The organism is Paraburkholderia ginsengisoli NBRC 100965 (assembly GCF_000739735.1).
In the GTDB taxonomy this organism is placed as follows: Bacteria; Pseudomonadota; Gammaproteobacteria; order Burkholderiales; family Burkholderiaceae; genus Paraburkholderia; species Paraburkholderia ginsengisoli.
Genome location: NZ_BBJF01000017.1, coordinates 19,279 through 44,574, shown reverse-complemented (window position 1 = coordinate 44,574; position 25,296 = coordinate 19,279). Strand labels below are relative to the sequence as shown.

Below are 25,296 nucleotides of genomic sequence, written 5' to 3'. Positions count from 1 at the left end.
CCATACCGGCAGCTTGCGGAACCGAAGGGCGATAGAACGCTTTCGGCTTCTGTTGGAGCGCCGCGGACTTGTGGTCCATGTGTTCGCGCCGATAGTCGAGACAAGTTGCCAAAGAAATTCAATGTTCAAGTCTGGGTAGTTGACCCTACGCTGATTCTGCTGCCACTCCCCACAAAGAATGTTTTCAGCAAGCAGAACACGGAAATGCGTTCGACTCGAGAAGCGGAATTGCGTACTTTGACAGTATGGAATGGATATAGAGTCCCAAAGCGTATCGTGGTCGACTCGGCAGTGGAAATCCGCATTATCGAGGCAGCGTACGTTGTTGTACGTGCTGAATAGGATGCCCATGTTGCCTACCTGACAACGTGGCGATCCGCAGAAGACGCGTTGCCCAGAGTTGCCCAAAAAAGAAGACAGATGGTTACACCCTGCACGCGGCACGACCCGCGAATGTTGCTCATGGTTTGGTCGAAGATGGAACCATGTTTTTTGAACTGGTACTACGAGGCTACAGTCTACGTAAGGACGTCGTAGTCGCCCCGACTCACGATCGAGACATCTGGACATCCCAGACACTGTGCGCTCATTGCTGGCCACAGTACCAACCGAGGTGTGTAGACATTCCTTAACACCCGCTGCAGGTTAAAGATCTCTCTGGGAGACTTGAAACCTGTTTTTGAGATAACCGGAAGGTGGAATAGGGAGTCAATGATGACGAAACTGATGATGAGCTGGACTATGGGGAGCCTGTGTTGAGAACCCCTCAACAGCGCCCGCTGATCTACCTGACGCAAACGCCGCTGCGCGGTCTGTGCGAACAGTTGAAACGCCGCGACTGGAATGTGCAGGTCGTTGCGGATGTGGGCAGGATCTACACCGCTAGTGGCGAAATAAGGGGAGGAGTGCTCGATCTGAGCACCGTCCGGACAGAAGCCCTGCATGAGATATCCGCGGCGTGCGCAAGATTGCGTGACGTGGCATGGGTCGCGCTCGTCGATGCTAACCAGGCTCAGATGCCGGCAGTGCGATCGTTACTCAGGGACTACTGCTTCGATTACATCACATTGCCCTCGGCGGAAGAACGGATTGCGGATGCGGTAGGACACGCGTACGGAATGGCAAGCCTGTCAGGTCAGCCGTTGGAAAAGGTTCCTGCTGTCGAGAAAAGCATGATTGGCACCTGCGACGCGATGTTGGAACTGTTTGAGGCAATACGCCGGGTCGCGCGTACAGACGCACCGGTTCTGGTCTCGGGAGAAACGGGCACAGGCAAGGAACTGACGGCAGTCGCAATTCACGAGAGCTCGCCGCGACGGGCCGGCGCTTTCGTTGCGATCAATTGCGCCGCAATTCCTCATAACCTGTTGCAGTCAGAATTGTTCGGTTATGAACGCGGCGCGTTTACCGGCGCCAACACACGGAAGATCGGGCACATTGAAGCGGCCGACGGCGGCACGCTGTTTCTTGACGAGATAGGCGATCTCCCGATGGATAGCCAGGCGAGCCTGTTGCGGTTTTTGCAGGAACGCACGATTCGTCGGCTCGGCGGCAATGAACCGGTGGCCGTCGATTGCCGCATCGTATCCGCTACTCACGTCGATCTACTTGGCGCAATACCCGAAGGGCGCTTTCGCGCGGACCTGTTTCACCGCCTCTGCGTATTGCGCGTCGACCAGCCGCCATTAAGATCGCGCGGCAAGGATATCGAACTGCTTGCCTTGCACATGTTCGAGCGCTTCAGGTCGGATGCGCCACATCGTGTCCGCGGATTTGCGGCGGACGCGATTGACGCCATGTACAAGCATGACTGGCCGGGCAATGTTCGAGAACTGATCAATCGAGTGCGGCGCGCGCTGGTAATGGCGAAAGGGCGACTCGTGACCGCTGAAGATCTGGAGTTGCAACGTAGCTCGGAGGCTGCGCCATTGTCGATTGCGGCTGCGAGGCAAGCGATCGAGCGGGAGACGATCGAGTTGGCACTGGCCCGCAATCGCGGACGCCTCGCGGGGGTTGCGCGCGAATTGGGCGTATCTCGCGCGACGGTCTATCGGTGGATGGACGCGTATGGGATTCCGCGGCCACGAAATGCGGCTTCCCAATCACCGGACGCCGGTTAGCTCAAGCCTTTCGCATCGACGAAGCTTTGGTCAGGCTGCTTACTTCTTACGCGAAGGGTTTTGCTTGAGTTGACCGCCCGGACCTCAATCACGGAAGGCTTTGTATCGGCGTCAGGCGCTTGCGCGGTGGACTGAGCGAAAGGATGTGAGCGTGGAGCGCTGTCGCTTACAAGTTCTACCCGGACAGTAGCCCCAGGCGCGAGATGAAACCAGTTGTCGGATGGCACGAAGCCCGGCGCTGAAATCTGCACGTGACGCGCAAGTCTGCTGGTCTGGAGAGTGACCCACCATCGCCCATCGCTCGGCTCCGCGTGTGCTTCGAGGCCGATATCTCCACGCTCGAATATGCCAGCCTGAGTGCGTTCGGGGAAATAGAATGCCTGAGACAGGAGGACACCGTTAGTGGAGTACATCGAGGCAATCACCGTATCGTGCTCTCGCGGGCCAAACCGGTATGCGTAGGTGAAGTCAAAAAATCGCCCCAACAATTCGGCTGCGTTGAATACGGCTGCGCCATGTGCGGCGATCCGCACTTCGTGGCGAGCGCGGGCGAGCGGGATACTGCCGTCGCGCATCGCCACGATTTCAACGTGTGCGTCGAGCCTCTGCTGGCTGTCATTGAATACATGGATATCGAGACCGTTGAGGCCTTCATCCGTGAGCAGAATCTGTCGCGGCTGCAGCGACTGTTTCATCGCATACCAGAAGGACTTCGGGCGGCGGTACGCATCAACTATGCCCCAGCCCGCGCCTGGCAAGACGTCCTGCAATTGCCAGACGAGCGCGCCCGAGCAAACGGAGCCGATGCGCCGCCACTCCGCGAATGTCTCGCCGACAACTTCGGCGACCACGGCACGTGAGAGCTCCAGGTAACGTGCCGGGTCCTCATTACGCAGGCGGGCCGCATCGACACCATAAAGTTCATGCAGATAGTGATCGCGAACATCGTCAAAGTCCCACGATGCTCCGGGGTCACGCGGCACCGCGCGCTTCCAGCGCGGCTCTTGCGGTGCGGGTGAGCCGATTGCCTCGAGTGTCGCATCGCATGGCACGTTGGCAAAGGCCAGACATTCGCTCGCAAATCGCACACCCGCGCGACGGGCATCGTCGAGCGGCCGACGATAGGCTCCCACGCCGTAGTAGTGCGACGCGCCTTCATTCGGGTAGAAAGGCAGGACGCCACCATGCGGCGAATCGCTGATATAGATAGCGTCCGGGCGGTAGGTTGCAGCGATATCGGCGAGCGTACTTTCGGTGAGTTCGACGCCGCGCTGCGGTGGCGACAGTCCGACCATCGCGGCTTGCTGCGCGATCTCGCTACCGCCGCAGAAAACCACGAGCGATGGGTTGCCAGCGGTACGCGTCATGAACTGAATCGCTTCGCGCTCGACCCGTTCGACAAAGCCCGCGTCAAGCGACGGATAGTCGAAGTTGGCAAACATGAAGTCCTGCCATACCAACAGTCCCAACTCATCGCAGAGCGCGTAGAACGCATCCGCTTCATAGGTCATCGTGCCGCCGAGCCGAATCATGTTGAGACCGGCGGTCTTTGCCAGATGCAGATAGTGCTCGTAAATGGACGTGTCAGCGTGCAGGCTCAACGGAGCCGCGCTACTCCAGCAGGCACCGCGTGCGAAGACCGGCGTGCCGTTAACCGATAGCCCGAAGTCGCGCCCTTCAGGACCGCGTTCGAGAGTTATCGTCCGAAAGCCGGTCCGCCCTAGTGACAGCGTGACTCCGTCGATATCGGCCGTGACTTCGTACAGGGACGGCTCGCCGTGGGTGTGCGGCCACCATAGCTCGACCTCGGGCAAAGTGAGACGCGCGCTGAACGAGGACGGCGCGAGTTGCGTGAGCGGTGCTTCGTGCTCGCCGCATCGCAGCCATGCGTTGCGTCCTTCCTCGACAGGCGCGGCCAGTTTGATTTCGACTTCGAGCAGGCCATCATGGCCACGCACCGATGAGCGCAGAGAATGTTGCCAGAGGCGAGGGGGGCCGTGCGGATCGACGATTTCGATAGCACGCCACGGGCCAATCGGTTCGATCGAAGGGAACCAGCCGGGCATGTGTCCGAGCAGTGTAGTGCGAACTTCACGCAACGACGGTGTATCGACCAGACGTGTACGCCAGCGTGCCCGTTTGGACGGCGGGCAAGTACTCAGATGATGTTCGAGCGAGCGAAAGCATACATAGAGCGTGCTCGCGTCGGGGCCGATGTCGACAGCAGTCTCATGAGAGACGAACATGCTGTCCGATCGAAGCAGAAGCGTCTCGTCCAACCAGACCTCAGCGATGGTTGCGAGACCGTGAAGCCGGATCAATCGTCGGCCTGTGCCGGACAGCCGCAACCGGTACCAGTAGTCTTGCCGACCCAGAGGCGTGGGGGTGAGCGGATCGAACACGCCATGGACAGCAAGAGCTTGCGCTACCGTACCGGGCACCAGTGCTTCGAACCATGCCGCGGAATTGATTGTTGCCAATGCTTCCGGTCGAGTGGCCGCGCCAGCAGGCGTGCTACACATCTTCCAACCGTCGGATTGCGGCGAGGGCGGTGTTTCGACTGCGGTGCCGTTGTCCGCTTGCGCCACGGCCGGAGGTTTCATCATCGAACAGTCGTAGAGCTGGGCGGTTAATTCATGAGAACTTCATCCGGCTGGCTGGCCGGTTGGGTTCGGGAGAACACGCGATCAATGCCACTCATCAGCGACGCGTAGGCGCGCTCCAGTATCTCGATGCTGCCTTCGCCATGATCCGCCTTGCCCTTTGAACACGCGCGTGCGAGGCGAAACTCCAGCACCATCGACTCCGACGCGATCGTGTCGCACGCCGCAATCAAGGTATCGAGCGAGTCCGCGTAGTCCGCACCGGTCGCATTCAGCCAGCGAAAGTACTGACCCAGCAATTCGAAGTTTGCCCCGAGCTGTCGGAGCGTATTGAACGAGTAAGCGTGAAAATGCGCCATGGGACGGCAAGCGAGTTCGCTCGCGTCACGGGCGAGGGCTTCTCCAAACGCTGTGATCGGGTTCCCGGCCGGCCGTCGTAGAAGATGTCGCCGCAGCAGTGACAGCGAAGTCTCCCGCAGTTGCTCTGCCGCTAAAGGCGCAAAACGACGCCGCGCGCATTCCACATAGGGGGGCAACACGGCGGAGCAGGATGTGTCCAGCAAGCCGTCGTAGTCAGCACCTTCGGCGAAGTAGTAGCCCGAATTGTGGAAGTAACCGAGTTGACGGCTACTGCTGTCTATCGCGTGAATGCCGATGGTGGTCTTTGTGTGTTGCTGCTGATACGCAACGCCGCGCGTGTCCGGCAAGTGCCACGCGTCGACTTCGACCAGCATGACACCGCCACGTCGCAGCTGATTGGCGACGTGGACTTCAAGCGGTTCGAAAATCGCGTGTTCCTGGATCAGCACACCATAGAGCCGCTCGATGTCTTCCGGAGGGAACTTGAAGAACGTGAACTCATCCCCTTCGAAATCCAGCGCGACAGTGAAGGGCAACGCCGCATGCGGGTCCAACCCCCACCACGCCAGCAGTTCGATCCAGAGGTCGACATAGCAATTGGTTTGCTTGCGGACCATGGTCGGACCATGCAACGGATGGGCACGCCAGGTCTTCATGCGATCTTGCGCCTCGCGCAGCAGATCTCTCGACGCGCGGGTGACAAATGCGGCTTCAGTGGTCATGCATTGCCCCACAGCGCATCCCGGACTTTCTGCGGCCACTTCTCGATGTCAAATCCGTGGTGCCTGAAAAGACCGAGTGTGAGTCGCTCCAGTCCGAAGCCGACGCAGCCTGTGTGGGCAACGCCGCCGTCCTGCGTCTTGATTCCCCACAACAAACCGAAATGGTCCATGTGATAGTTGAAGCTCAGGCAAGCGGTCAGCCTGTCTTCACTCTCGATCGGAATCAGCAACTCGAACTTGAGGTTCTGTTCACGCTGGCTGCGCGCAACGATTTTGCCGCCTCGGCCAAAGAACGGATCATTGGCGAGATCGATGCTGTTCGGCAACTCGAGCATGTCGATCATCCGCGTACCGCGTTCGATCCATTCGCTGCGGAACGCCTGAATCTGCTCCGCAGTGCCAAGCCTGATGTACTCGCGCATGCGGAACAGTTGCATCCGCGTCGGGTCGAGCGAGGGCTCGTGCCGGAAGCAATACGAAAAGGCATCGACGATGCGGCCTTCCTCCGGCAAATGTCCTCGTTGTGCAATGACCGGGTAGACCGGATAGCACGCAGCGGGTGTCAAAACCACATAGGTGGGCTTCTGGTGCTCGGTCCAGTCTTCGCCGCGCTCCAGACATTGCAGTACGCGTTGCTGCTCGTGTTCACCGCCGCAAAAGCTGTGTACCGTGCCGGCGAGTTGGGGAAAGCCTTTGAGGTATTCGCTACGCTCGAATTCGGTGCGGCTCATGGCTGGCGGGAAGCGCAGAACTTCAGCGTTCTGGTCGGCGCCCAGACGTGTGATCAGTGCATCGAGCCCATCGACTACACGCTCGAATTGTCCGCTTCGACCGAATAGGCCTTGCACGCCCGTCGGTATCAACAGACCCGCATCGACGAGCGCGTCGCGGAACGGATTGACACCCGCGCGGTCGACGATGGCGTTGGAGGTTTCAATGGATTGCTTCTGGATCGTAGCTGAATCGCTCATCACTCTTCTTCCTAGGAGGCGGGACGCTGGGCAAGCATCAGGTTCGCGGTATTGGCGTCGATGCGGTCGTTGTTGATCATCAGCGGCGCGGAGTAGAGGTCGCGGAGATGTCGGCTGAGGGTGAATGGCGTGCCGTTTTTGTAGGCCGCCATGCCACAGATCATCATTGCGTGGTGGACGATCTGTAGGCCGGTCGTGGAGACAAACGTTTTCAACGTATTGATCTCGGCGGCGTCGGCCATCGACTCCGACCATGTGCGCTCACCACGCGGTCTCGCCTGAAGGCGTAACGCGCACGCAATCCGTCCGTCGATCGCCTGCATCAGGCCCAGTGCTTCGGCAATGCGTCGACCGGCCGGCGTGTTGCCGTTGGCATTGCTTTGCGCCTGGCTACGGAAATAGCGGTTGGCGCGCTGAAACGCATCGTTTGCGATACCCGCCCACAGCGCGGCCCAGAGAATGTGAGAGACAGGCACCATGGTCTGTTCGGCGATCTGCGCGAAGGGCATCGGGAAAATCTGCTCCAGTTGACCTTGCGCATCGAGAACGAAGCCCTCGCTGCACGTACCACGCATTCCGAAGGTGTCCCAGTCGCTACGCCGGGTCAGCGTCGCGTCTGATTTCAGCAGCGTGACGAGAACCTGCTCCGCGGGCGCCGCCGCCGAATCGCGTCGCGCCGTGGCAAGAATGGCATCGGCGTGGGCGCCATATGAAATCGTCGGCGTGAGCTTGTGAAGCGTGAACGCGCCGCCTTGAGCGTCGATTGCGCATTTGCTGCGGCGCAGGTTGCCACCCACTTCGTCTTCGGACGTTGCCGAGGCGAGCAGCCATTGACGCTCGACCAGCTGTTCGATGAAGACGTTGTGCCACGTACCTCCTTGCGCATGTGCGACGATGCACGCGACCTGAATCTGATGCATGGCGAACACCATTCCTGCAGATGAGCAGGACTGGCCAATAATCCGGCAAGCCGATGCGATATCCGCAAGCGTTGCACCGAGTCCGCCGAATTCGCGGGGAATCATCGCACCGAGCAGACGTTGCTCGCGCATGGCGTCGATCGCTTCAGTGGGAAACCGCGCATCGCGATCCACCGCGTCGGCAAAGTGCGCCGCGATTTGGGCGACGCTATGAGCGGCCTTGTCTACTGCGTTGCCGTCGTGCTCGGCAGGGTGTCGAGGCGATATCGAGGGCGGCACGCCGACGGCACGCGGGGTGTCGTGATTGATTTTAGGTGCGTTCATACTGAAGACACACCGCACTGCAGCGTGGTGACGGCATCGGCGAGCGAATTCAGGCTCTGGAACAGGTGACGGTTGAGCATCTGGTCCGGGATTTCGATGTTGAAGTGCCGTTCGATCGCCAGCATCAACTGGATCGTGTTCAACGAAGAAAGTCCGGCTTCGTAGAGATCGTCATCGTCCGAGATGCTGTCCATCGACACTTCGAAATGCGCAGTGTCTTTGATGATTTGCCTGAGTTCGTTCTTCACCTGATGCTCCGCGATAAATAGTGGTTCAGACGTCGGCGGGGAAAAATGGACATAAAGCCCACGCGGCGTATGTATGTTAGTAAACCACTCAGTGCAGGCTAGCTCTGTGCGCGAGGTTACAAGTAGTTACAGTGGTAGGGGGCGGAACGAGTTCAGATCAAAGGACGAGTGGAAATACAACACTTCTCACATGATGTATCGGTCGAGTACTTTTCTGTCTGCAACTCGGATGCCGCCACTTTCGTGAGGCCGTGATCAGCACTGGCCAGCGCTGTTCAAGATGTAAAAATCGACGTTCGTGCCGGCGTTGACGGCAGCGCGGGCCTGTTGCCTAACAACGCATTTCTAACCGAACTATGCGGGGGTTTCGCCGGCAAGACGTCCCGCCGGAATTCGCACGCTGTCTGGAAAGATTCGGTTCATTTCCTTGCGGATTGCTCTGTGGCAATCGCAGGCCTGCATATCGAGTCCCTGCAAATCGGCGAGGATGATCGATCTGCGATGTTGATGTATCAGCCCCATCTTCTGTAAGTCACCCGCTGCATCGGAGATGCTCTCGCGCCAGACCCCCAACATTTGCGCGAGCATGCTGTGAGTCACCTTGATCTCTACGCTGCGGGATCGGTCATAGGCAAGGATGAGCCAGCGGCACAACTGTTTCTTTAGCAGGTGATGTCGACTGCAAAAAGAGATTTGCGCGATCTGCGCCATCAGAAACTGAATGCAGCCCAGGACCAGGCTACGAAGCTCTGCCGAACCACTCAGTACTTTGAATAGCGCGTCTGTGCTCACTCGATATGCAAACCCGTCGCGGCAAGTCACAAGCCGATAGGGCGTGACGCTGTTCGTACCCACCAGGTGCTGGCCGAAAAGACCTTCACTGCCGATCTCGGCCACCTCGAGCATCATCCCGTTGGAGAGGACGTATTGGAGCGAGAGGACCGTCGTGGTCGGCAGATAGATGTGCTCGAAGTTATCTCCCGGTTCGCAGAGCACCTGTCCTGATTGCAGATGAACCAGTTGCAGCTGACTTAACAGCGCGTTGCGCTGAAGTGAGTCAAGTGCATCGAGCTTGCCGAGCAGGCGGTTCGCGTCGTATCGATGGGGCAGTTCGATGATCTTGCCGGACTGCTTCGGCATGCAATCGTACTCGCGATTGATCACGGTAATTCTCGAATGAGGTGTAGGAGAAAGCCTGCGGATTTAGGCAACCACTCACGATAAATGAGGATTGTCTGTTAAGGGGTGAGGCGATTTATGGGGTTCGAAATATTCTATTGTTTTTAATAGTCGCCAATATAACCATCTTAATAAGATAGCATGGATTGTCCGGCTTGCATTCGAGCCTTTCCAAATCTGACAAAGGTTGACAGTTGGGCGGCACATTGGATTTGGTCCGTAAGTCGGGGTCTCGACGACAGACCGGTTTGAAATTTAACGATTTATATATTGAAATGTCAAAAACCGGCAAATAATTCGCGCTGCGGTAATTGTGTCAGGGCAACTTTTCGATCCAGTAAAACTTGCTCTCGTGAATTTGAATGGTCGCATAGGGGGCTCGAATGAATTGTTCAAGAAACATTAAATTGTTATAAATCAGACTGTTGTGCTCTATCTGTTGGGTAGATTACATAATGGATGGCGCAGTGAGAGTTCGCCCCTGAGACATTTTCTATCTGCTGAATCCGTTTTATAGCCTGCGTGGTGTGCGCTATGGCGGGACTGAAAATACGTTCGGCAAATAGCGGGTCCGCTAATGAGATGGCGCTGCGAGCGATAATCTCCGGCGCGCGCGCAGAATTCATTAACGCGTGCCTGCGCATTGCGCAGCTTATTCCAGATGCAATGTTCGAAGATGAGACGGTTTTGAGGCGGTAAATGGGCCGTTTCGTCTGGGTCGAATCCTATCGGGTTATCCAGCAGGCTCTTTACGGATGGTGGCACGCAATTCGCTTTTAGAGGCCTCGCTGGTCCGGGCTTCAGACTTAAAGCTGCGAAAGGACGCGTGAAGACGTGCATAAAGCCGCCGACGCGATCATGACGTAGAGAATGGCGACTCCCGTCTCGGGGTATCGGCTCTGGCGGATCAGCTCCCGCGCGAACAATCGCGCTAACGCCAAATCTGGATACGAACATGTCTTGTCTCGATCGTGACCTTTGCTCGAATCATCTCCTTGGTGCTCTCGCCGAAGAAGATCTGCGGGCCCTCGAACCGCACCTCGAACTCGTACGTGTCAAAAGCTTGCAACTACTCTGCGACGCGGATGCGCCCGCGACGTATATGTACTTTCCGACCACGGCGGTGATGTCATTGCTCTATCTGATGGAGGACGGGGCCATCGTCGAAGTTGCCGCTATCGGCAAGGAGGGACTGGTTGGTGTCGAAACGTTGACAGGGGGCGGTACTACACCTAGCCGGGTTGAAGTACGTAGCGGCGGGCTGGCGTATCGCATCCCCGTGAACGCGATCAGGAAAGAGTCGGAGAAGTCTTTTGGAATCTACCAGGTGATGGTGTTGTACATGCAGGCGCTGATGACACAAATTGCCCAGAGCGCACTTTGCACACGCCATCATTCAATACGTCAGCAGCTCTGCCGATGGTTGCTGGTCGCCCACGATCAGCTCGAGAGCGATGAGCTCACCATCACGCAACAGATGATCGCGAACCTGCTTGGCGTGCGCCGCGAAGGTGTGACCGACGCTGCGGGACAGCTTCAGGAAGCGGGATTGATCCGGCAGCGCCGTGGCCGGATCAATGTGCTCGACAGAGAGGGTTTGGAGGAGCGCGCGTGTGAATGCTACAGCATGATCCGCCGCGAATTCGACAGACTGCTGCCGCAAATGGACGATGCGGTTTCCACCGACGAAGTACTGCAAGTTTCTCCTTCGGGTGGAAGGCCGTTGCGTATCGACCGTCGCGCAGCTGTGTTGCGCTCGGCCTGACATCCTGGAGAGTCGATCATGTTCGGAATTGTTTCCAGGCTTTGCGATGTCCTGTTGATTGCGGCGGGAGCCTGGCTTGCGCATGGAATGCGTTATGACGGCTCGTTCGTCCTGACTAACGCAGAGCGTTTTCTGGTCGTGCAGTCGTGTGTGTTCGCGCTGCTCGTGTTTCCGCCCCTAGGCGTTTACCGCTCGTGGCGAGGCCAGACGCTATACCGCCTGCTGTCACGCGTGACGCTAGCCTGGTTGGCCGTCGTCGTGCTGGGGCTGTGCGTGGTCTTTTCGCTGCATCTGACCAATGACATATCGCGACTCTGGTTCGGACAAGCGGTACTGACCTCGGGTGCACTATTGCTGGTCGAAAGGGTGATCGTGCGCGCCTTCCAACGCCATTGGCGAAAGAGCGGAAAGGACCAGCGCAATGTGGTGATCGTGGGCGCCGGCAGTTATGGTCGCGCGGTCCTCGCTCAGTTGCAGGCCGCCGCGCCCGCCGGTTTCACGCCGATCTACGTATTCGATGATGCCGCCGAGGCCACAGGTTTTCGCCGCAGTGTGAGCGGCGTACCGGTCATGACCGACTTTCGCGAGTTGAAGCGGCGAGTGCGTGCGCGCGAGGTTGATGAAATGTGGCTGGCTTTGCCGTTATCGCACGAACGCACGATTCAGCGCATCGTCCGGGATTTCCGCAACGATTTCGTGAACCTGCGCTTCTTGCCGGATGTTCGCAGCATGACGTTGCTGAACCGCTCGGTCACCGAAGTACTGAACATGCCCGCAATCAATCTCGCCACCAGTCCGGAGCCGGATCCGCAGCTCTGGCCAAAATTTCTGTTCGATCGCGTCTTCGCGCTCGCCGTTCTGATTCCGCTTTTACCGCTTTTTATTTTTCTGGGCATTGCGGTGAAGCTGTCTTCTCCGGGGCCGATATTGTTCCGTCAGAAGCGCAAGGGAATCGATGGGCGCGAATTCAATATTTTCAAATTCCGGACGATGAAGGTGCATAGCAACGGCGCCGGGACTGTACGCCAGGCTTCTCGAAACGATCCACGGATCACGAAAGTGGGGGCGTTTCTGCGCCGAACTTCACTCGACGAACTACCGCAATTCCTGAATGTTCTGTTCGGACAGATGTCGGTTGTCGGCCCGCGCCCGCATGCCATCGAGCATGACGATTTGTATAAGGATGTGGTGGACGGCTACATGTACCGCTACCGGATTCGTCCAGGAATAACCGGCTGGGCTCAGGTGAACGGCTACCGGGGTGAAACGCTCAAAGTCGAGAAGATGGAAGCACGCGTGAAGTTCGATCTGTTCTACATCCAGAACTGGACCTTCTGGTTCGACATCAAGATCATCCTGATCACCCTGGTGAAGGGGTTCGTGGGGCGCAACGCGTTTTGAGGGACGGTGCGAGTCATTACCACGATACAGATTCCGTTTGCTCGCGTCGGGACGGCGCGGCGCCATACATTCCTGAGTTCAGGACCATGAAACCTGGAGAAACAAAGATGTTGAAGTCCCCCATCGGCGTGACCATCGCAATGGCGGTCGCATTGTCGGGTTGCTCGCTAGCGCCGGGGCCGGCACTCGACGCGAGCCGGATGAACGACGATCTAAGCCGGCCGACGGATACGGCCGTGTACGACGTCAAGCTGATCACGCCGCAACTCGTTTATCAGCTCAAGGAATCGGATGAAGCCGATGCGCATGCTCGGGAGAACGGCATTCAACCCGGTGTGCCGGAGAAGCAAACCGACTACCACGTCGGATTCAACGACGTACTCGGCATTACGGTTTGGCGGCATCCGGAGTTGACGTTAGGCGGTGGCGGTCAGTCGACCACGACGGATTCGAGCGCTCTGCAGGGCATGGGCGTGCTCGGAAGCGCCCAGACATCGCAAAGTGCGTTTGCCACTAACGGCGCCGGGGATCTCGACGCTCAGGGGCAACGTGTGGCGGCCGACGGCACGATTTTCTTTCCGTCGCTTGGACGTGTGCGCGTCGAGGGGATGAGCACTGTAGAGATTTCGAAGTCGCTCTACAACAAGCTGAAAGATCGACTCAAGGACCCGCAGATAGACGTGCGCGTGATTCAGTATCGCAGTCAGCACGTGCAGGTGACCGGCGACATCAAGAGCCCGGGACAACTGCCGCTGATTGGCACACCGACGCGTGTGGTCGATGCGATCAGCCGTGCGGGCGGTGCGAATCCGGATGCGGATTTGCAGCGCGTGCTGGTGTCGCGCGGTGGCCGGGTCACGACGATCGACGTCACCCGGATATTGAATCGGGGCGACATGCGCCAGAACATCGTTTTACAGGCGGGCGACATCGTGAACGTGCCGGATCACACGCAGAACCGTGTGTTCGTGATGGGGGAGGTCTCCAAGCCGCAGACCCTGTATATGAATCAGGGGCAAATGTCGTTGGCCGACGCGCTCACGACGGCCGGCAGTATCGACGTGAACGGCGCCAACCCGCGTCAGATCATCGTCATCCGTCACCCCGATCCGCCGCTCACACAGGCAGCCAATGCGCAGGGTGCGCTCGAAGAAGGATTCAAGAAGGCGAGCTATAAGCCGTCAATGAACAAGCCGGAAATCTTCCGCCTCGACATGACTCAGGTGGACGCAATCATGCTCGCGACGGAGTTCGACATGAAGCCGCTCGACGTCGTGTATGTCGGAACGGCACCCGCCGCGCGCTTCAATCGTCTTCTTGCGCAGATCTTGCCCTCTGCTGAGTCTTTCTACCTGCTGTGGTCGGTGGCGCGTAACTGAAGGCCGCATGCGCCAGGAGAATGACAAACAACTTTAAATTTAGGATCGCAAAGTAATGAACCATTGCGGATTTTTCGGTGACCGGTGCGGGTGTGTGGGCGGGCGCGGTCACGGCAGCGAAACCTGTAGCGGAGGGCGTTATAAGCAAGGGTCGCCCATCCAGTTGGCGAGGTCGTATGCGTGAGAATCTGAAGGGGGATGAGGCGGCAGACGTAGCCGCGATGGCGTCGGCCGCCGAATCAGGCGGTGCGGCTTCCGTAGCGGCCATTGTCGACAACAGAAGCGCCGTAGGCGAATTGCCGATGATGATCGCCATCAACGGAAAGTTTACTTCGCAGCGTCTGACCGGCGTGCAGCGTGTCGCGCATGAGCTTACCTATGCATTGTGCCGCCTGCTGCCTACTCACGAAAGCCCGATGTTACTCGTGCCTCGCGACTATCTCGACGATCAGGTATCGCCGTGGGTCTCCCGTCGTGTGGTGCCGCGCTTTCGTGGCGTGCTGTGGGAGCAGCTTGCCCTCCCGTTCGCGGCAAACGGACGAACGCTGTTGAGCTTGTGCAATGTTGGTCCGATGCTCATGCGTCGACAGGTGCTGATGATTCATGATGCCGCGATCTTCGACTTACCGGAGGGATACTCGGCGAAATTCCGGCTCTGGTACCGCTTTTCGTTTGCGTTGCTCAAGCGCAATGTTCGGCACATCCTGACCGTATCTGCATTTTCAAAGGCTCGTATTGCCGCGCAACTGGGTGTGTCCCCGGACAACATCTCGGTGATCAGAAACGGAGTGGATCATCTTGATCGAGTCGTCAGCGATTATTCGATATTGAACCGGCTAAATGTGGAGCCGGACGGTTTCGTATTGATCGTGGGGTCGCTTGCGCCGGGCAAGAACCTTGCGCGCGTCCTGGACGCAATTGCGCTGCTCGCGCGTGATCGAAGTGGCCCGAAGTTCGTGATTGCGGGCGGCAAGAACGTCAAGATATTCGGCACGGAGGCACGAGATGACGGAGCCGCTCCGGAGAACATCGTTTGGGCTGGCTACGTTACCGATGGCGAGTTGAAGGCGCTCTACGAGCGTGCTGCGTGTTTTGTCTTCCCCTCGCTGTATGAGGGCTTCGGCTTGCCTCCCCTTGAGGCCATGTATTGCGGGTGTCCGGTGATTGCTTCGCGGGAAGGCGCGTTACCGGAAGTGTGTGGCGATTTCGCGCTGTATTGCGATGCACGCTCGGCCGAAGATATCGCAGCGAAGATTGCGCATTTGATGGGCGATGCGGACGCTCGCCAGACCATGCGCGTGAGAGGCCGCGAGCACGCGCAGAAGTTTCGCTGGAAAGAGGCAGCTACCGATTTGCTACGTGTGCTTCGAGGGCTCGAATAGGAAGCTTCAGCGCGGCGAAGGAACGATTGATCCGCGGTTGAGGCAGTTTGATACGCGTGACACGGTCGTGTTTATTTTCTAATCCACTAGTGGACGATGGTGTGATCTAGCCGCAGTCTCCGACGGAAGCCGCCACCAATCACCGGGGAAACATGCTCGTGAATGAAGAGCAGATACACCTAATGTTAAATTGGAATTTCACATGAAAACGCGACAAGTCCACACCGGCTACGTGAATTCGCCGCGCGTCAGCGATGGTTTCGTGCTGCGGGATCTGGTTCGCCTGATCATCGATAACCTGTGGGTTGTGATCGGCATCACCGTGGCGACCGTCGTGCTTGCTGGGGCGTATGCCATTTTTGCAGCACCGCTGTACTCGGCCGACGCATTGGTTCAGGTCGAAGTACCAAAGCAGAATGAGCTGGCCCAGTTGGTGAGCAAGCAGATGCAGAGTAGTCCGTCGCCGAACGCACCACCCACCAACACCGAAATGGCGATCATCAGAAGTCGGGCGGTGCTCGCTCCGGTCATCTCGCAGAACGGTCTGGATATCGTGGTGACGCCACGCAGATTCCCCGTGCTCGGCAAGCTCGCTGCGAGTTTCGCCACGCCGGGGACGCCGTCGCGGGCCTGGCTCGGACTGTCCTCGTTTGCGTGGGGCGGGGAAGAACTCGGCATCGCGCAGTTGAATGTGCCGATTGCGTTGCAGGACAAGAAACTGGAACTGAAGGTACTCGACAACCGGCACTTCCAGCTATTCGACCCTGATGGCAAGCTGTTGGCCGAAGGGGAGGAAGGACAACTGGCGCAGGCAGGCGACGTGTCCATTCTGGTGAACAGGCTGGTTGCGCCTGCGGGAGTGCGTTTTACGGTTGAGCGTCTGAACGAGGTGACTGCGGTCGATCTATTTGCGCCGCATCTGAAAATCGCCGAAATCGGCAAGGAAACCGGCATCGTGCAGATCAGCTTTGAGGATCGCGATTCTGCGGTTGCAACCGCAGTGACGAATTCGATTGCCAGGAACTACGTTGCGGCACATCTCACGCGGGATCAGCAGGAAGCGAGCAAGATGCTCGCGTTCATTAACGGAGAACTGCCGAGCTTGCGAGACAATCTGAAGCGTGCCGAAGGCGAGCTTCAGAAGCATCGAATTACCTCCAGCTCGATGCAGGCGAGCACAGAAAGTCAGAGCTACCTGCAAGGCAGCATCGAGTTTTCAAAACAGATTGCGGCACTGAACCTGCAACGCACGGAGTTGCTCGATCGCTTCACCGCTCACAGCCCCGAAGTGAAGACAGTGGATGCGCAACTCGCCGAATTGCATGCCGCACAAGACAAATTCGAAGGGCGTTTCAATGCAATGCCTGAGGCCGACCGGGAGTCGGCCGATCTGACACGCGACGCAAAAGTGGCCGAGGATATTTACGTCGCGATGCTCAACAAGGCGCACGAACTCTCCGTGTCACGCGCGGGCACGGTGGGCAACGTGAACGTGATCGATACGGCGGTGGAGCCCTCGACACCGGTGAAGCCGCAGCGCGGCATGGCAATCGCGGTGGCGCCTGTGCCCGGATTTTTCCTCGGGGTGCTATTCGTGATCGCGCGTCGATATCTGTCGCAATCCGTGAGCGAGCCCGAGCAGATCGAGACACGTCTGCGGTTGAAGATGTTGGGCGCGGTGCCGTTCAGCAGCGAACAGGCGAATCTGGAACTCACGCCGGCATTGCTTGGCGCGCCGGCGGCGCTTGCTCAACGGGCAGGCGGCAGGCGCGCGCTTGCGCCTCCGTACCGCCCGAACGCCGACGCACTGCTGGCGGTGAAGTGTCCAAACGATCCGGCGATCGAGGGCTTGCGTCGTATCCGAACGATGCTCGACTCGACGCTCGTTACGACGCAGGACCGCGTGGTGATGGTCACCGGCGCAACGCCGTCCACGGGCAAGACGTTCGTTGCCGCCAATCTCGCCGTGTTGTGCGCGCAAGCGGGCAAGCGCGTGTTGCTGATCGATAGCGATCTGAGGCGCGGGCGGCTCGGCGCTCTTTTCGGGTTGCCGCACGCGACAGGGCTGGCCGAGTTGCTGACGGGCGATGCGTCGCTGGAAAACACCGTCTATCGAACCAGTGTCCCGCATCTGTCGTTGTTGCCCGCGGGCATGCATCCGGATAACCCCTCCGAACTGCTTGCAATGGAGCAGATGCGAAAACTGCTCGATCACTTTAACGAGCACTACGACCTGGTGCTATTCGACACGCCGCCAGTACTCGCAGTAACGGACGCGCTGATTGTTACCCGTCACGCCGGCGCGACTGTGCTCGTGTTGCGGGAGAACGCGCAGACTGAACAGGAAGTCGAGGAAACGCTGAAGCATCTGGATAGCGCAGGCGCATTGATCGCGGGCGCGGTATTCAATGGCATGTCGCCGCGTCGGAGCGACCGGCGCAGCTATGAGTACATTCACGCCTATGCGAATGAAACGAAAGCGTCGGTGATCTGAGCGACGCTTACCGAGGCCAACTGCTGCTGACAATAGCTGTTGCATTCGCATTCGATGCATGACAGGGGCCGTCGCGGACGGCGGCCTTTTGACATGAATGGCCACGTCGACGGTAAGTCGCGGCGAACTGCTCCAACGGACATGATCGCCTTGCGGCGCAAACGGTGGCCCGGCCGGCCAAAATGTTCCGCACGATGACCCACGCAAGCTGACGACGACGCCGACAGCTCTTAGCTCCGTCATTTGAATACGCGCACGACAGCGACCGCTGATCGCTATTCAGGTTTAAAAAATTGAAGTCGCGGCACATCAAGATTCGAAATTGGCTTTCTATTAAACGGCGAGCTATTCGAGTCGCGTCTGTTCGTGTGATTACATTGCCGATCACTATTTTATTTTAACAAAATCGCGGCGCCATTTTTCAATAGTTGATGATCGTATCGCGACGTGTCAGCTAAATTTCATTTTAATTTCAATTGGATGCATCAGGTGCTGATGCGAGGCGTGGAAGAAGTCACAGCACGCCATTGAGAGCCATTGTTTGTCGTATAGACGCAGCCTGCGGTATTGGCAGGTCGGACAATTGATTATTCAAAATAGGACGGGCCGTGAATAAGTCTTTTCGCTCAATATGGAATGAAGCTCTTGGCAGTTGGGTCGCCGTTTCGGAAACCACCATGGCGCGCGGCAAGCGTTCCGGCGGAACTGTCGTGGAAAGCGGGAATGACGCCCGGCCACCGGTACGGCGCCAGCGTCGCCTGATTACCGCGCTGGGTTTCTCCGTTGCAGCCGTGTCGACGATGGGCACCGCCTATGCGTCCACTTGCGGCGACGGCTCCACGGTCTCGACCGGCGGCACGTGTGCGCTGGGGGCTTTCAGTCCCACGGCGAATGACAACCTCGCCGGGTCCGTGACCGTTTCTGGCGCCGATGTGGTCCATCTGTCTGGCGCGTGGACTGGCGCCCAAAGCGATGCGGGCTACACCATCATGCCGCTGGGCAGCACGACGATCGTCTCAGGCACTGCCAACCAGCCGCGCCTTGCTCTTGGTGCCGAGGCGCAGAGCGTCAGTACGCCTGATCCGATCACCGGCGGCAACATTACCGTTGCCACCTATAACTCGGGCAACTTCGTCGCGTCGAGTTGGGACACGGCAAACGTGCCGGTTTTCCATAACGTCGATGGGAGTCAGTATGTCGATACGCGGATCGGGACGATTTCCAACACAGGGGGCACCCTTGACGTCGCCATTGGAGTTCCGGCCAACGCTCCGGCGTCGGCCGGCAATAGCATCGCAATGGCAGCCAAGGAGACCGACCTGGTCTACGCCGATGGCACCGGCGCTGCGCCGAGCGCGGTCAATTGGAACTCGCGCAATCAGGTTGATTTCGCGGCGCTCGCCCCAGGCGGAAGCGCCAGCAGCTATACCATTCGCGTGCCATCGTACGCCGGCACTTTTCAGGCTTTCAATGGCAGCACGTGGAGCGTCACCGACGCAACCTCTCTGGCCGCCTACAACGATTTCCTGGTGCAGTCGCTTCAGAGCGGCGCATTGAGTTCGCAGTCGGCCTACGACTCCGCGTTCAATCAGGCCGTCAGCTTCACGCAGCAAACCGTTCAATACACCAACAACGTTTCCGCAGCCGACGAAGTCTCCCTCGCGACCGCGAACCTGTCGGTCATTCATGGCACGGGCGCCAACGCCATGCTCCATATCGCTGCCGGTGGGCAGATCGACGTTCGTAGCGACAGCGGCCAGAGTTTCGCCGTCCTCGCGGAAAACGGCGCGCACGTCGTCAACGATGGACAGATCTCCGGCGGCTTCACGCTGGTCGGCCTGCGAAGTGGCGCACAAGGTGTCAACAATGGCGTGATCTCATCCGGCTACGCCTCGGGCAACAACTTCAACACCGGCACGGCGGCTCAGCCCGACAATTTCGGCTTTAACGCCTATACCGAAGGCTTCGGTGTATCGGCCAATGGACCGGGCACCAGCTTCGTCAACAACGGCATCATGAATGTCGCTGCGTGGAACTACAACGGGAGTAACAACCGCTCCCTGCAAAATTATGCCGTTGCCGTATCGGGTGGCGCGGTGGCGTCGAATGCCGGTGTCATCAACGTGGGCATCAACGCGACGAACCTGAATAGCCAGGTGATCGGCGGGCTCGTGTCCGACGGTAGTTTCACCAATCTGGCGGGCGGCACGATCTACGTTGGGCGCGCGGCGCAGTATGACGCTGCTGCCCCAGAAGCCACGGCAGACGTGGCGCTGTCCACGCGATCGTACGGCGTGCTGCTCGGCAGTTCGGGGAGCGCGAAGAATTTCGGCGATATCGTTATCGGCAGCCAGACGCAAAATGCCGCCGCAATGGCTAGCATCCAGTCAACGTCAGGCATCCTGAATAATGGTGGGAGCATCATCGTGAACGGCGCGGCGTCGGGACTGCCGCTTGCAAATGTCGGGATGCTCGCCGACAACACGGCCGCAACCGTCAGCAATACTGGCACGATTGCTTTGAACGGCGTGAACGGTGTCGGCATCGAAGTCATCGGGACCGGCTCGACGCCGACGGCCGCAACGTCGACCGGTACGATCACCGTCGCCGGCGGTGCCGATCCGGCCTCGGGCACACGCAATTATGGCGTGTGGGCACAAGGCTCGAATGCCACCGCAACGGTCGACGGCGCCGTCAACCTCACCGGCACCGGCGCGATCGGCGTGCATGCGCGTTCGGGCGCGACGATCAAGGTCGACGCCAACGCGGTCCCCAACTTCATCTCCGGCAGCAGCCAGATCGGCTTCTTTGCCTATGGCGCCAACTCGAAGATCAACGTAGCCGCGCAGCAACTTGCCGTCGGCACCGCTGACTCGACGCTGTTCCGCGTCGCCGGTGGCGCGGCGTTCACGGGGTCTTCGACGGCAGGCACGTTGACGATGAATATCAATGGTCAGAATGCGCGCGGGGTCGTGGCAACGGATTCCGGCTCCACGCTTTCGACCGGCAATTCGGTCTACAACGTCAATGGACCGAGCGGCGTCGCCATCACCGATCAGGGCGGCGCGACCGGCACCATCGATGCGGCGACCGTCATCCATCTGAACGCGGCCGGAGCGATCGCGGGCGTCGTGGATGGACAGGCGTATGACCTGTCCAACGCGACGAGCGGCGTGCCGACGGCGACCATGCTGACCAACAATGCGGCCGTGCGTTCGAACACCGCCGGCGTGACCGGCTTTGTCGCACAGAACCTCGGCACGCTCGCGAACAACAACTCCGTCATGTTGACGGGCGCCGGTTCGACCGGTGTCGTCGTCGGTCCGCAAGGAACGGTCAACAATGCGTCGACGATCCGGGTGTCTAACGGTACGGGCGCTTTGGTTCAGGGCGCGACGGCCACCTTGATCAACACCGGCACCATCGAAGCGGATGACGGCATCGCGGCCATCCGCTTAGCCGGCGCGGGCGCGTCCGTTGCACTGCCCAGCAGCGGAACTGTCATCGCTGGCGGAACGGCGGATGGTATCCAGATCGACTCGACCGATTCGGGCGGCGGCGTCACGGCGGGTGCGGCGTCGATTACGGCGAGCGGCTCAGGAAAGGGTGTCGATAACCTCGGCGCGAATTCGACCATCGCGTTGACCGGCACCCGAATCGACACGATCGGTGCCGGGGGCGATGGCGTATCGTCGACCGGCGCCAGCGCAATGATTTCCGCTGACGCGGCAACGACCATCAAGACCGCGGGCGACAACGCGATCGGTCTGTTTGTTTCCGGGGCCGGTTCGACGTTGACGAATTCGAGCGCCGCGGTCACCACCACTGGTCAGAACGCCGTCGGGATCGAGATGAGCAACGGCGCCAGCGCGGCGCTCGCAGCGGGCGTCGTGTCCACTGCGGGGCAGGCCGCGCATGGTGTCGAAGCATTGGGCGCCGGATCGTCCATCGTGTCGAACAACGAAACGATCATCCGTACCACGGGCGCCGGCGCGATCGGCGCCGACGCGACCAATGGGGGATCGCTGACGCTCACCGCTGCGCAGATCTCGACCGCAGGCGCCTCTGCGCACGGCGTCGTGGCTTCCGCTGGCGGCGTGGCCAACCTCGCATCGACCGCCGTCAAAACGACGGGCACGCTGGCGGACGGCGTGGTTGCGCAGAACGGCGGCACGGTGACCGATTCAGGATCGTCGATCACCAGCGCCGCAGCGAATGGCGCGACGGCGGATAGCGGCGGCGTGCTGACGTTGAATGCCTCGACGCTGAAGGGTGCCGCATCCGGCATCGTCACGTCGGATTCGCTCGCCGGCGGCGCGACCAGCAGCGTGGCCGTGACCGGCGGCAGTGTGACATCGACGACCGGACCGGCTTTCCTCGCGAACGGTGGCATCGCTGACATCACCGTGCAAAACGGAGCAACGGTCACTGCGGGCAACGGCACGCTGCTGAACCTGACCAACGGCAGCAACGTTACGTTCACCGCGTCGAACGAGAACCTCACCGGCAATATTTTTTCGGACGCGGCCAGCATCGGCAATGTGTTCCTGACGAACCATACGACGCTCACCGGCCAGATCGATCCGGTCGGCGTGACGATCGACGACACGAGTGCGTGGAATGTCACCGGCAGTTCCACGCTGAGCAGCCTGAACAATGCGGGCAACGTGGCCTTCGTCGCGCCGACCGGGGACCCGACGGCGGCGGCCAGCTACAAAACCGTGACCACGGGCAGCTATGTCGGCAACGGCGGCACGATCGCGTTGAACACGTACCTCGGCGCGGACGCATCGCCAACGGATCGACTGATTCTGAACGGTGGCAACACCAGCGGCACGAGCGCACTGAAGATCACCAACACGACCGGCTCCGGGGCGCAAACCACCACCGATGGGATTGGCGTGGTCGTCGCGACGAATGGCGCGTCGACTGCCACTTCCGCGTTCCATCTCGCAGGGCCCGTGCAGGCCGGCGCGTACGAATACCTGTTGTATCGCGGCGGCCAAAGCAACGCGAATAGCTGGTACTTGCGCTCCGACCTGCTTCCGACTTCGGCGACTACACCGCCTGGCCCGTCGGCCGACGCGACCCAGGCTCCGGCTGCGGCACCTGCCGCGTACCGGCCGGGCGTGGTGGGCTACACGATGACGCCGTCGCTGAATGTCGACTACGGCTTCGCCACGCTGGACAGGCTGCATGAGCGGGTCGGCGATATCGCGAACGTCGAGAAGAAGCAGCCTGGCAATCATGACGGAGTGTGGGGACGCATCGGCGGCCAAACGCTCGACGCGGACGCCAGCAGCCGTTTCGCCGCCGACGAGAAAACGTTCTTCGCGCAGTTCGGCAAGGACTGGACGCTCGACCAGGCAGCAAGCGGTGGCAGCACGCATGCGGGCGCGATGGTGACCTTCGGAACGGCGGACGCCAGCTTCAGCGACATGGCGCGCAGCATCAATCCGGCTCTGTCGACGTCGACCGGCTCGATGGAGATGCATGCGCAAAGCGTGGGCGGCTACTGGACCCGTTACCTGGCGGATGGCACCTACTTCGACAGCGTCGGACAACTGACCCACTACAACAACCGCTATAGCGACGCGTATGGCAGCAGCGGCTCGCAGAACGGCTTCGGCGTGGCGTTGTCTCAGGAGGTCGGCAAGCCGTTCAGTGTGGGCGGCAGTGCGGTCGCGATCGAACCGCAGGCACAGCTGATGTATCAGTACCTGAAGCTCAATGGGTTCGACGACAACATCTCGGCAATTTCCGGCACGACCACCAACGCGCTGCGCGGCCGCCTCGGCGTGCGCGTGTTCCGGGCCAACATGGAGAACGACACTCGCACGAGCGCCGCGACGCCCTATTTCACCGCCGACGTGCTGCACGACTTTTTCTCACCCGGTCAGACAACGGTCGGCGGAACGTCGTTTGATTCGGGCCTCGGTCGAAGCTGGTACGAGCTGGGCGTGGGCGTGACCACGAGCTTCGGAAAGTCGGGCGAGTTCTACGCCAACGTGAAATACGCACGCAATCTGGGAGGGCAGTACCGTCAAGGGGTGATCGGCAAGGCGGGCTATCGTTATAGCTGGTAAGCGGAACGGCGTATGATCGCCAGGACGCGAGGCGGTTGCGGTAATCTCGCGAACAGAGACCCGAGAGGCGCACGGTTAAGCTTGCGCGTGCTGGTTGCGGTTCCGCAGCCGTACCCGAAGCGGGCACGCTGCGCAACCGGAACGACGCCGCGCGGGCGACCGAATCCGCTGGCTCCGCGGATAACCGCCATACTCCCAGAGACAGATGATCGCGTACGCGCTCATCCGTCCTGCCCCCTCCCGGCAATATCGCAAGATGCGATGATATTGCTCCTGTGATCGATGCCTTCTCCATTGCAACAGAGACATGAAGTCTGTCACCATCGCCATCTGCAACTACAACTATGAGCGCTTCCTTGCCGATGCTATCGATTCGGCGCTGGCTCAGAACTATCCCGCGACGAAAGTGCTGGTCGTGGACGACGGCTCGACCGATGGTTCGCGGGCACTGATCGAGCGATACGGCTCACGTATTTCGACCGCGTTCAAGGAAAATGGCGGACAGGTGTCGGCCTACAACCGGGCGATTGAAGAGATCGACAGCGATGTCGTCATCCTGCTGGACGCGGACGACATTCTCTATCCGGACGCGGTGTCGGCCGTCATGCAGAAGTTCGGGCCGGGCGGATATGAAAAGGTGCAGTTCCGCCTCGACGTCATGACGGGCGATGGTGAATTCACGGGCACGCACGTCCCGCATTCGGATGCTCCCGTCGACAGCGGTTCGTTGCTGCGCGACGGCTGGCTTTATCCGTCGCCGCCCGCGTCCGGCAACGCATATAGCACGAAAGCGCTGCGCAGTCTTTTTCCGATTCCCGAAACGGCCGAAACGCGCTACGGAGCGGATTTCTTCGCCATCTACGGTGCCGCATTGCTCGGACCGGTTGCTTCGATTGCCTGCTCGTTGGGCGGTTATCGGGTGCATCAATCGGCAACCTCGACTGTTTCGTTTGCGAACTCCGAGGACACCGAGAAGGTGCCAAAGGCACTCTTCGCGCGATGGAACATCCTGCGTCAGATAGCGCACGACCGGCTCGGCGTCGAATTGCCGGCCAAGTTTCACGACTTCTCCTACGAGAAGGCAATTTTCTGCACCCAGCTCCACGGTGCGTCGCTCGTCAAGCGCTATCGATGGTTTGCGCTGAAGTCCCGCAACTATTTGCACTCGATCGTCGCCAATCCTTTCTGGGGGATGAAGAAGAAGATCGGCGTGCTTGCATTGTCGAGTCTGTGCCTGTTCCCGTACTCGCCCGTATCGGACTACGCGGTTCGATATATCGCCAACCCGCTGTCGCGCCGCAGCCGCGCGGCACGCTGACGCCGCTTCCGCATTCGGGGCAGG

Annotated in this window: 13 protein-coding genes and 2 pseudogenes; 9 read left to right on the top strand and 6 right to left on the bottom strand. The window is 59.6% G+C overall.

The annotated features are described in order from the left end of the window. Nucleotides 1–779: 779 nt before the first annotated feature. The gene (locus BGI01S_RS21950) at nt 780–2,120 is read left to right on the top strand and encodes a sigma-54 dependent transcriptional regulator (protein WP_042328287.1); all 1,341 of its coding nucleotides are present in this window, start codon (nt 780–782) and stop codon (nt 2,118–2,120) included. On the opposite strand, the gene BGI01S_RS21945 is transcribed toward BGI01S_RS21950, so the two are convergent. The 6 genes from BGI01S_RS21945 to BGI01S_RS21920 form a co-directional block, all read right to left on the bottom strand. Further along, on the bottom strand, nt 2,117–4,642 hold the full coding sequence (locus BGI01S_RS21945) for a glycoside hydrolase family 2 protein (protein WP_042328286.1): 2,526 nt from the start codon (nt 4,640–4,642) through the stop codon (nt 2,117–2,119). The two genes, BGI01S_RS21950 and BGI01S_RS21945, sit on opposite strands and share 4 nt — an antisense overlap. A 107-nt stretch (nt 4,643–4,749) precedes the next feature. Beyond that, nucleotides 4,750–5,805 carry a DUF1839 family protein gene (locus tag BGI01S_RS21940; protein ID WP_042328142.1) on the bottom strand — a complete coding sequence of 352 codons (1,056 nt, stop codon included), beginning with the start codon at nt 5,803–5,805 and terminating at the stop codon, nt 4,750–4,752. Continuing rightward, a complete protein-coding gene (locus BGI01S_RS21935; RefSeq protein ID WP_042328141.1) occupies nt 5,802–6,776 on the bottom strand; it encodes an amino acid--[acyl-carrier-protein] ligase in 975 nt (324 codons plus the stop codon). Before BGI01S_RS21935 ends, BGI01S_RS21940 begins: the two co-directional genes overlap by 4 nt. 11 nt (nt 6,777–6,787) lie before the next feature. Next, nucleotides 6,788–8,020, bottom strand: a complete 1,233-nt coding sequence (locus tag BGI01S_RS21930; RefSeq protein ID WP_084585461.1) for an acyl-CoA dehydrogenase family protein — start codon at nt 8,018–8,020, stop codon at nt 6,788–6,790. Then, entirely contained in the window at nt 8,017–8,268 is a 252-nt protein-coding gene (locus BGI01S_RS21925) for an acyl carrier protein (protein ID WP_042328140.1), read from the bottom strand. Before BGI01S_RS21925 ends, BGI01S_RS21930 begins: the two co-directional genes overlap by 4 nt. A gap of 354 nt (nt 8,269–8,622) precedes the next feature. After that, on the bottom strand, nt 8,623–9,432 hold the full coding sequence (locus tag BGI01S_RS21920; RefSeq protein WP_408638635.1) for a Crp/Fnr family transcriptional regulator: 810 nt from the start codon (nt 9,430–9,432) through the stop codon (nt 8,623–8,625). Nucleotides 9,433–10,402: 970 nt separating this feature from the next. Here BGI01S_RS21920 and BGI01S_RS21915 point away from each other — a divergent pair. The 8 genes and pseudogenes from BGI01S_RS21915 to BGI01S_RS21885 all read left to right on the top strand — a co-directional run bounded on the left by BGI01S_RS21915 (nt 10,403) and on the right by BGI01S_RS21885 (nt 25,272). Continuing rightward, entirely contained in the window at nt 10,403–11,212 is an 810-nt protein-coding gene (locus BGI01S_RS21915) for a Crp/Fnr family transcriptional regulator (RefSeq protein ID WP_042328139.1), read from the top strand. Nucleotides 11,213–11,230: 18 nt separating this feature from the next. Further along, complete coding sequence (locus tag BGI01S_RS21910; RefSeq protein WP_042328138.1) at nt 11,231–12,613, top strand: undecaprenyl-phosphate glucose phosphotransferase; 1,383 nt, start codon at nt 11,231–11,233, stop codon at nt 12,611–12,613. Nucleotides 12,614–12,720: 107 nt separating this feature from the next. Continuing rightward, nucleotides 12,721–13,992 carry a polysaccharide biosynthesis/export family protein gene (locus BGI01S_RS21905; protein WP_042328137.1) on the top strand — a complete coding sequence of 424 codons (1,272 nt, stop codon included), beginning with the start codon at nt 12,721–12,723 and terminating at the stop codon, nt 13,990–13,992. Nucleotides 13,993–14,213: 221 nt separating this feature from the next. Further along, nucleotides 14,214–15,374, top strand: a complete 1,161-nt coding sequence (locus BGI01S_RS21900) for a glycosyltransferase family 4 protein (protein WP_042328283.1) — start codon at nt 14,214–14,216, stop codon at nt 15,372–15,374. A 202-nt stretch (nt 15,375–15,576) separates the two neighbouring features. Beyond that, on the top strand, nt 15,577–17,868 hold the full coding sequence (locus tag BGI01S_RS21895) for a polysaccharide biosynthesis tyrosine autokinase (protein ID WP_042328136.1): 2,292 nt from the start codon (nt 15,577–15,579) through the stop codon (nt 17,866–17,868). A 608-nt stretch (nt 17,869–18,476) separates the two neighbouring features. Continuing rightward, nucleotides 18,477–21,779: pseudogene (locus BGI01S_RS31435) on the top strand (ESPR-type extended signal peptide-containing protein); the annotation flags it as partial. 231 nt (nt 21,780–22,010) lie between these two features. Next, nucleotides 22,011–23,954 (top strand): annotated as a pseudogene (locus tag BGI01S_RS31430) (autotransporter family protein); the annotation flags it as partial. 307 nt (nt 23,955–24,261) lie between these two features. Further along, the gene (locus BGI01S_RS21885; protein ID WP_042328133.1) at nt 24,262–25,272 is read left to right on the top strand and encodes a glycosyltransferase family 2 protein; all 1,011 of its coding nucleotides are present in this window, start codon (nt 24,262–24,264) and stop codon (nt 25,270–25,272) included. The last annotated feature ends 24 nt before the right edge of the window (nt 25,273–25,296 follow it).

Coding starts and splice junctions, on each gene's coding strand:
- BGI01S_RS21900 (WP_042328283.1), top strand. CDS start 14,214: ATGGCGTCGGCCGCCGAATCAGGCGGTGCGGCTTCCGTAGCGGCCATT.
- BGI01S_RS21915 (WP_042328139.1), top strand. CDS start 10,403: ATGTCTTGTCTCGATCGTGACCTTTGCTCGAATCATCTCCTTGGTGCT.
- BGI01S_RS21910 (WP_042328138.1), top strand. CDS start 11,231: ATGTTCGGAATTGTTTCCAGGCTTTGCGATGTCCTGTTGATTGCGGCG.
- BGI01S_RS21930 (WP_084585461.1), bottom strand. CDS start 8,020: ATGAACGCACCTAAAATCAATCACGACACCCCGCGTGCCGTCGGCGTG.
- BGI01S_RS21905 (WP_042328137.1), top strand. CDS start 12,721: ATGTTGAAGTCCCCCATCGGCGTGACCATCGCAATGGCGGTCGCATTG.
- BGI01S_RS21935 (WP_042328141.1), bottom strand. CDS start 6,776: ATGAGCGATTCAGCTACGATCCAGAAGCAATCCATTGAAACCTCCAAC.
- BGI01S_RS21895 (WP_042328136.1), top strand. CDS start 15,577: ATGAAAACGCGACAAGTCCACACCGGCTACGTGAATTCGCCGCGCGTC.
- BGI01S_RS21945 (WP_042328286.1), bottom strand. CDS start 4,642: ATGTGTAGCACGCCTGCTGGCGCGGCCACTCGACCGGAAGCATTGGCA.
- BGI01S_RS21885 (WP_042328133.1), top strand. CDS start 24,262: ATGAAGTCTGTCACCATCGCCATCTGCAACTACAACTATGAGCGCTTC.
- BGI01S_RS21940 (WP_042328142.1), bottom strand. CDS start 5,805: ATGACCACTGAAGCCGCATTTGTCACCCGCGCGTCGAGAGATCTGCTG.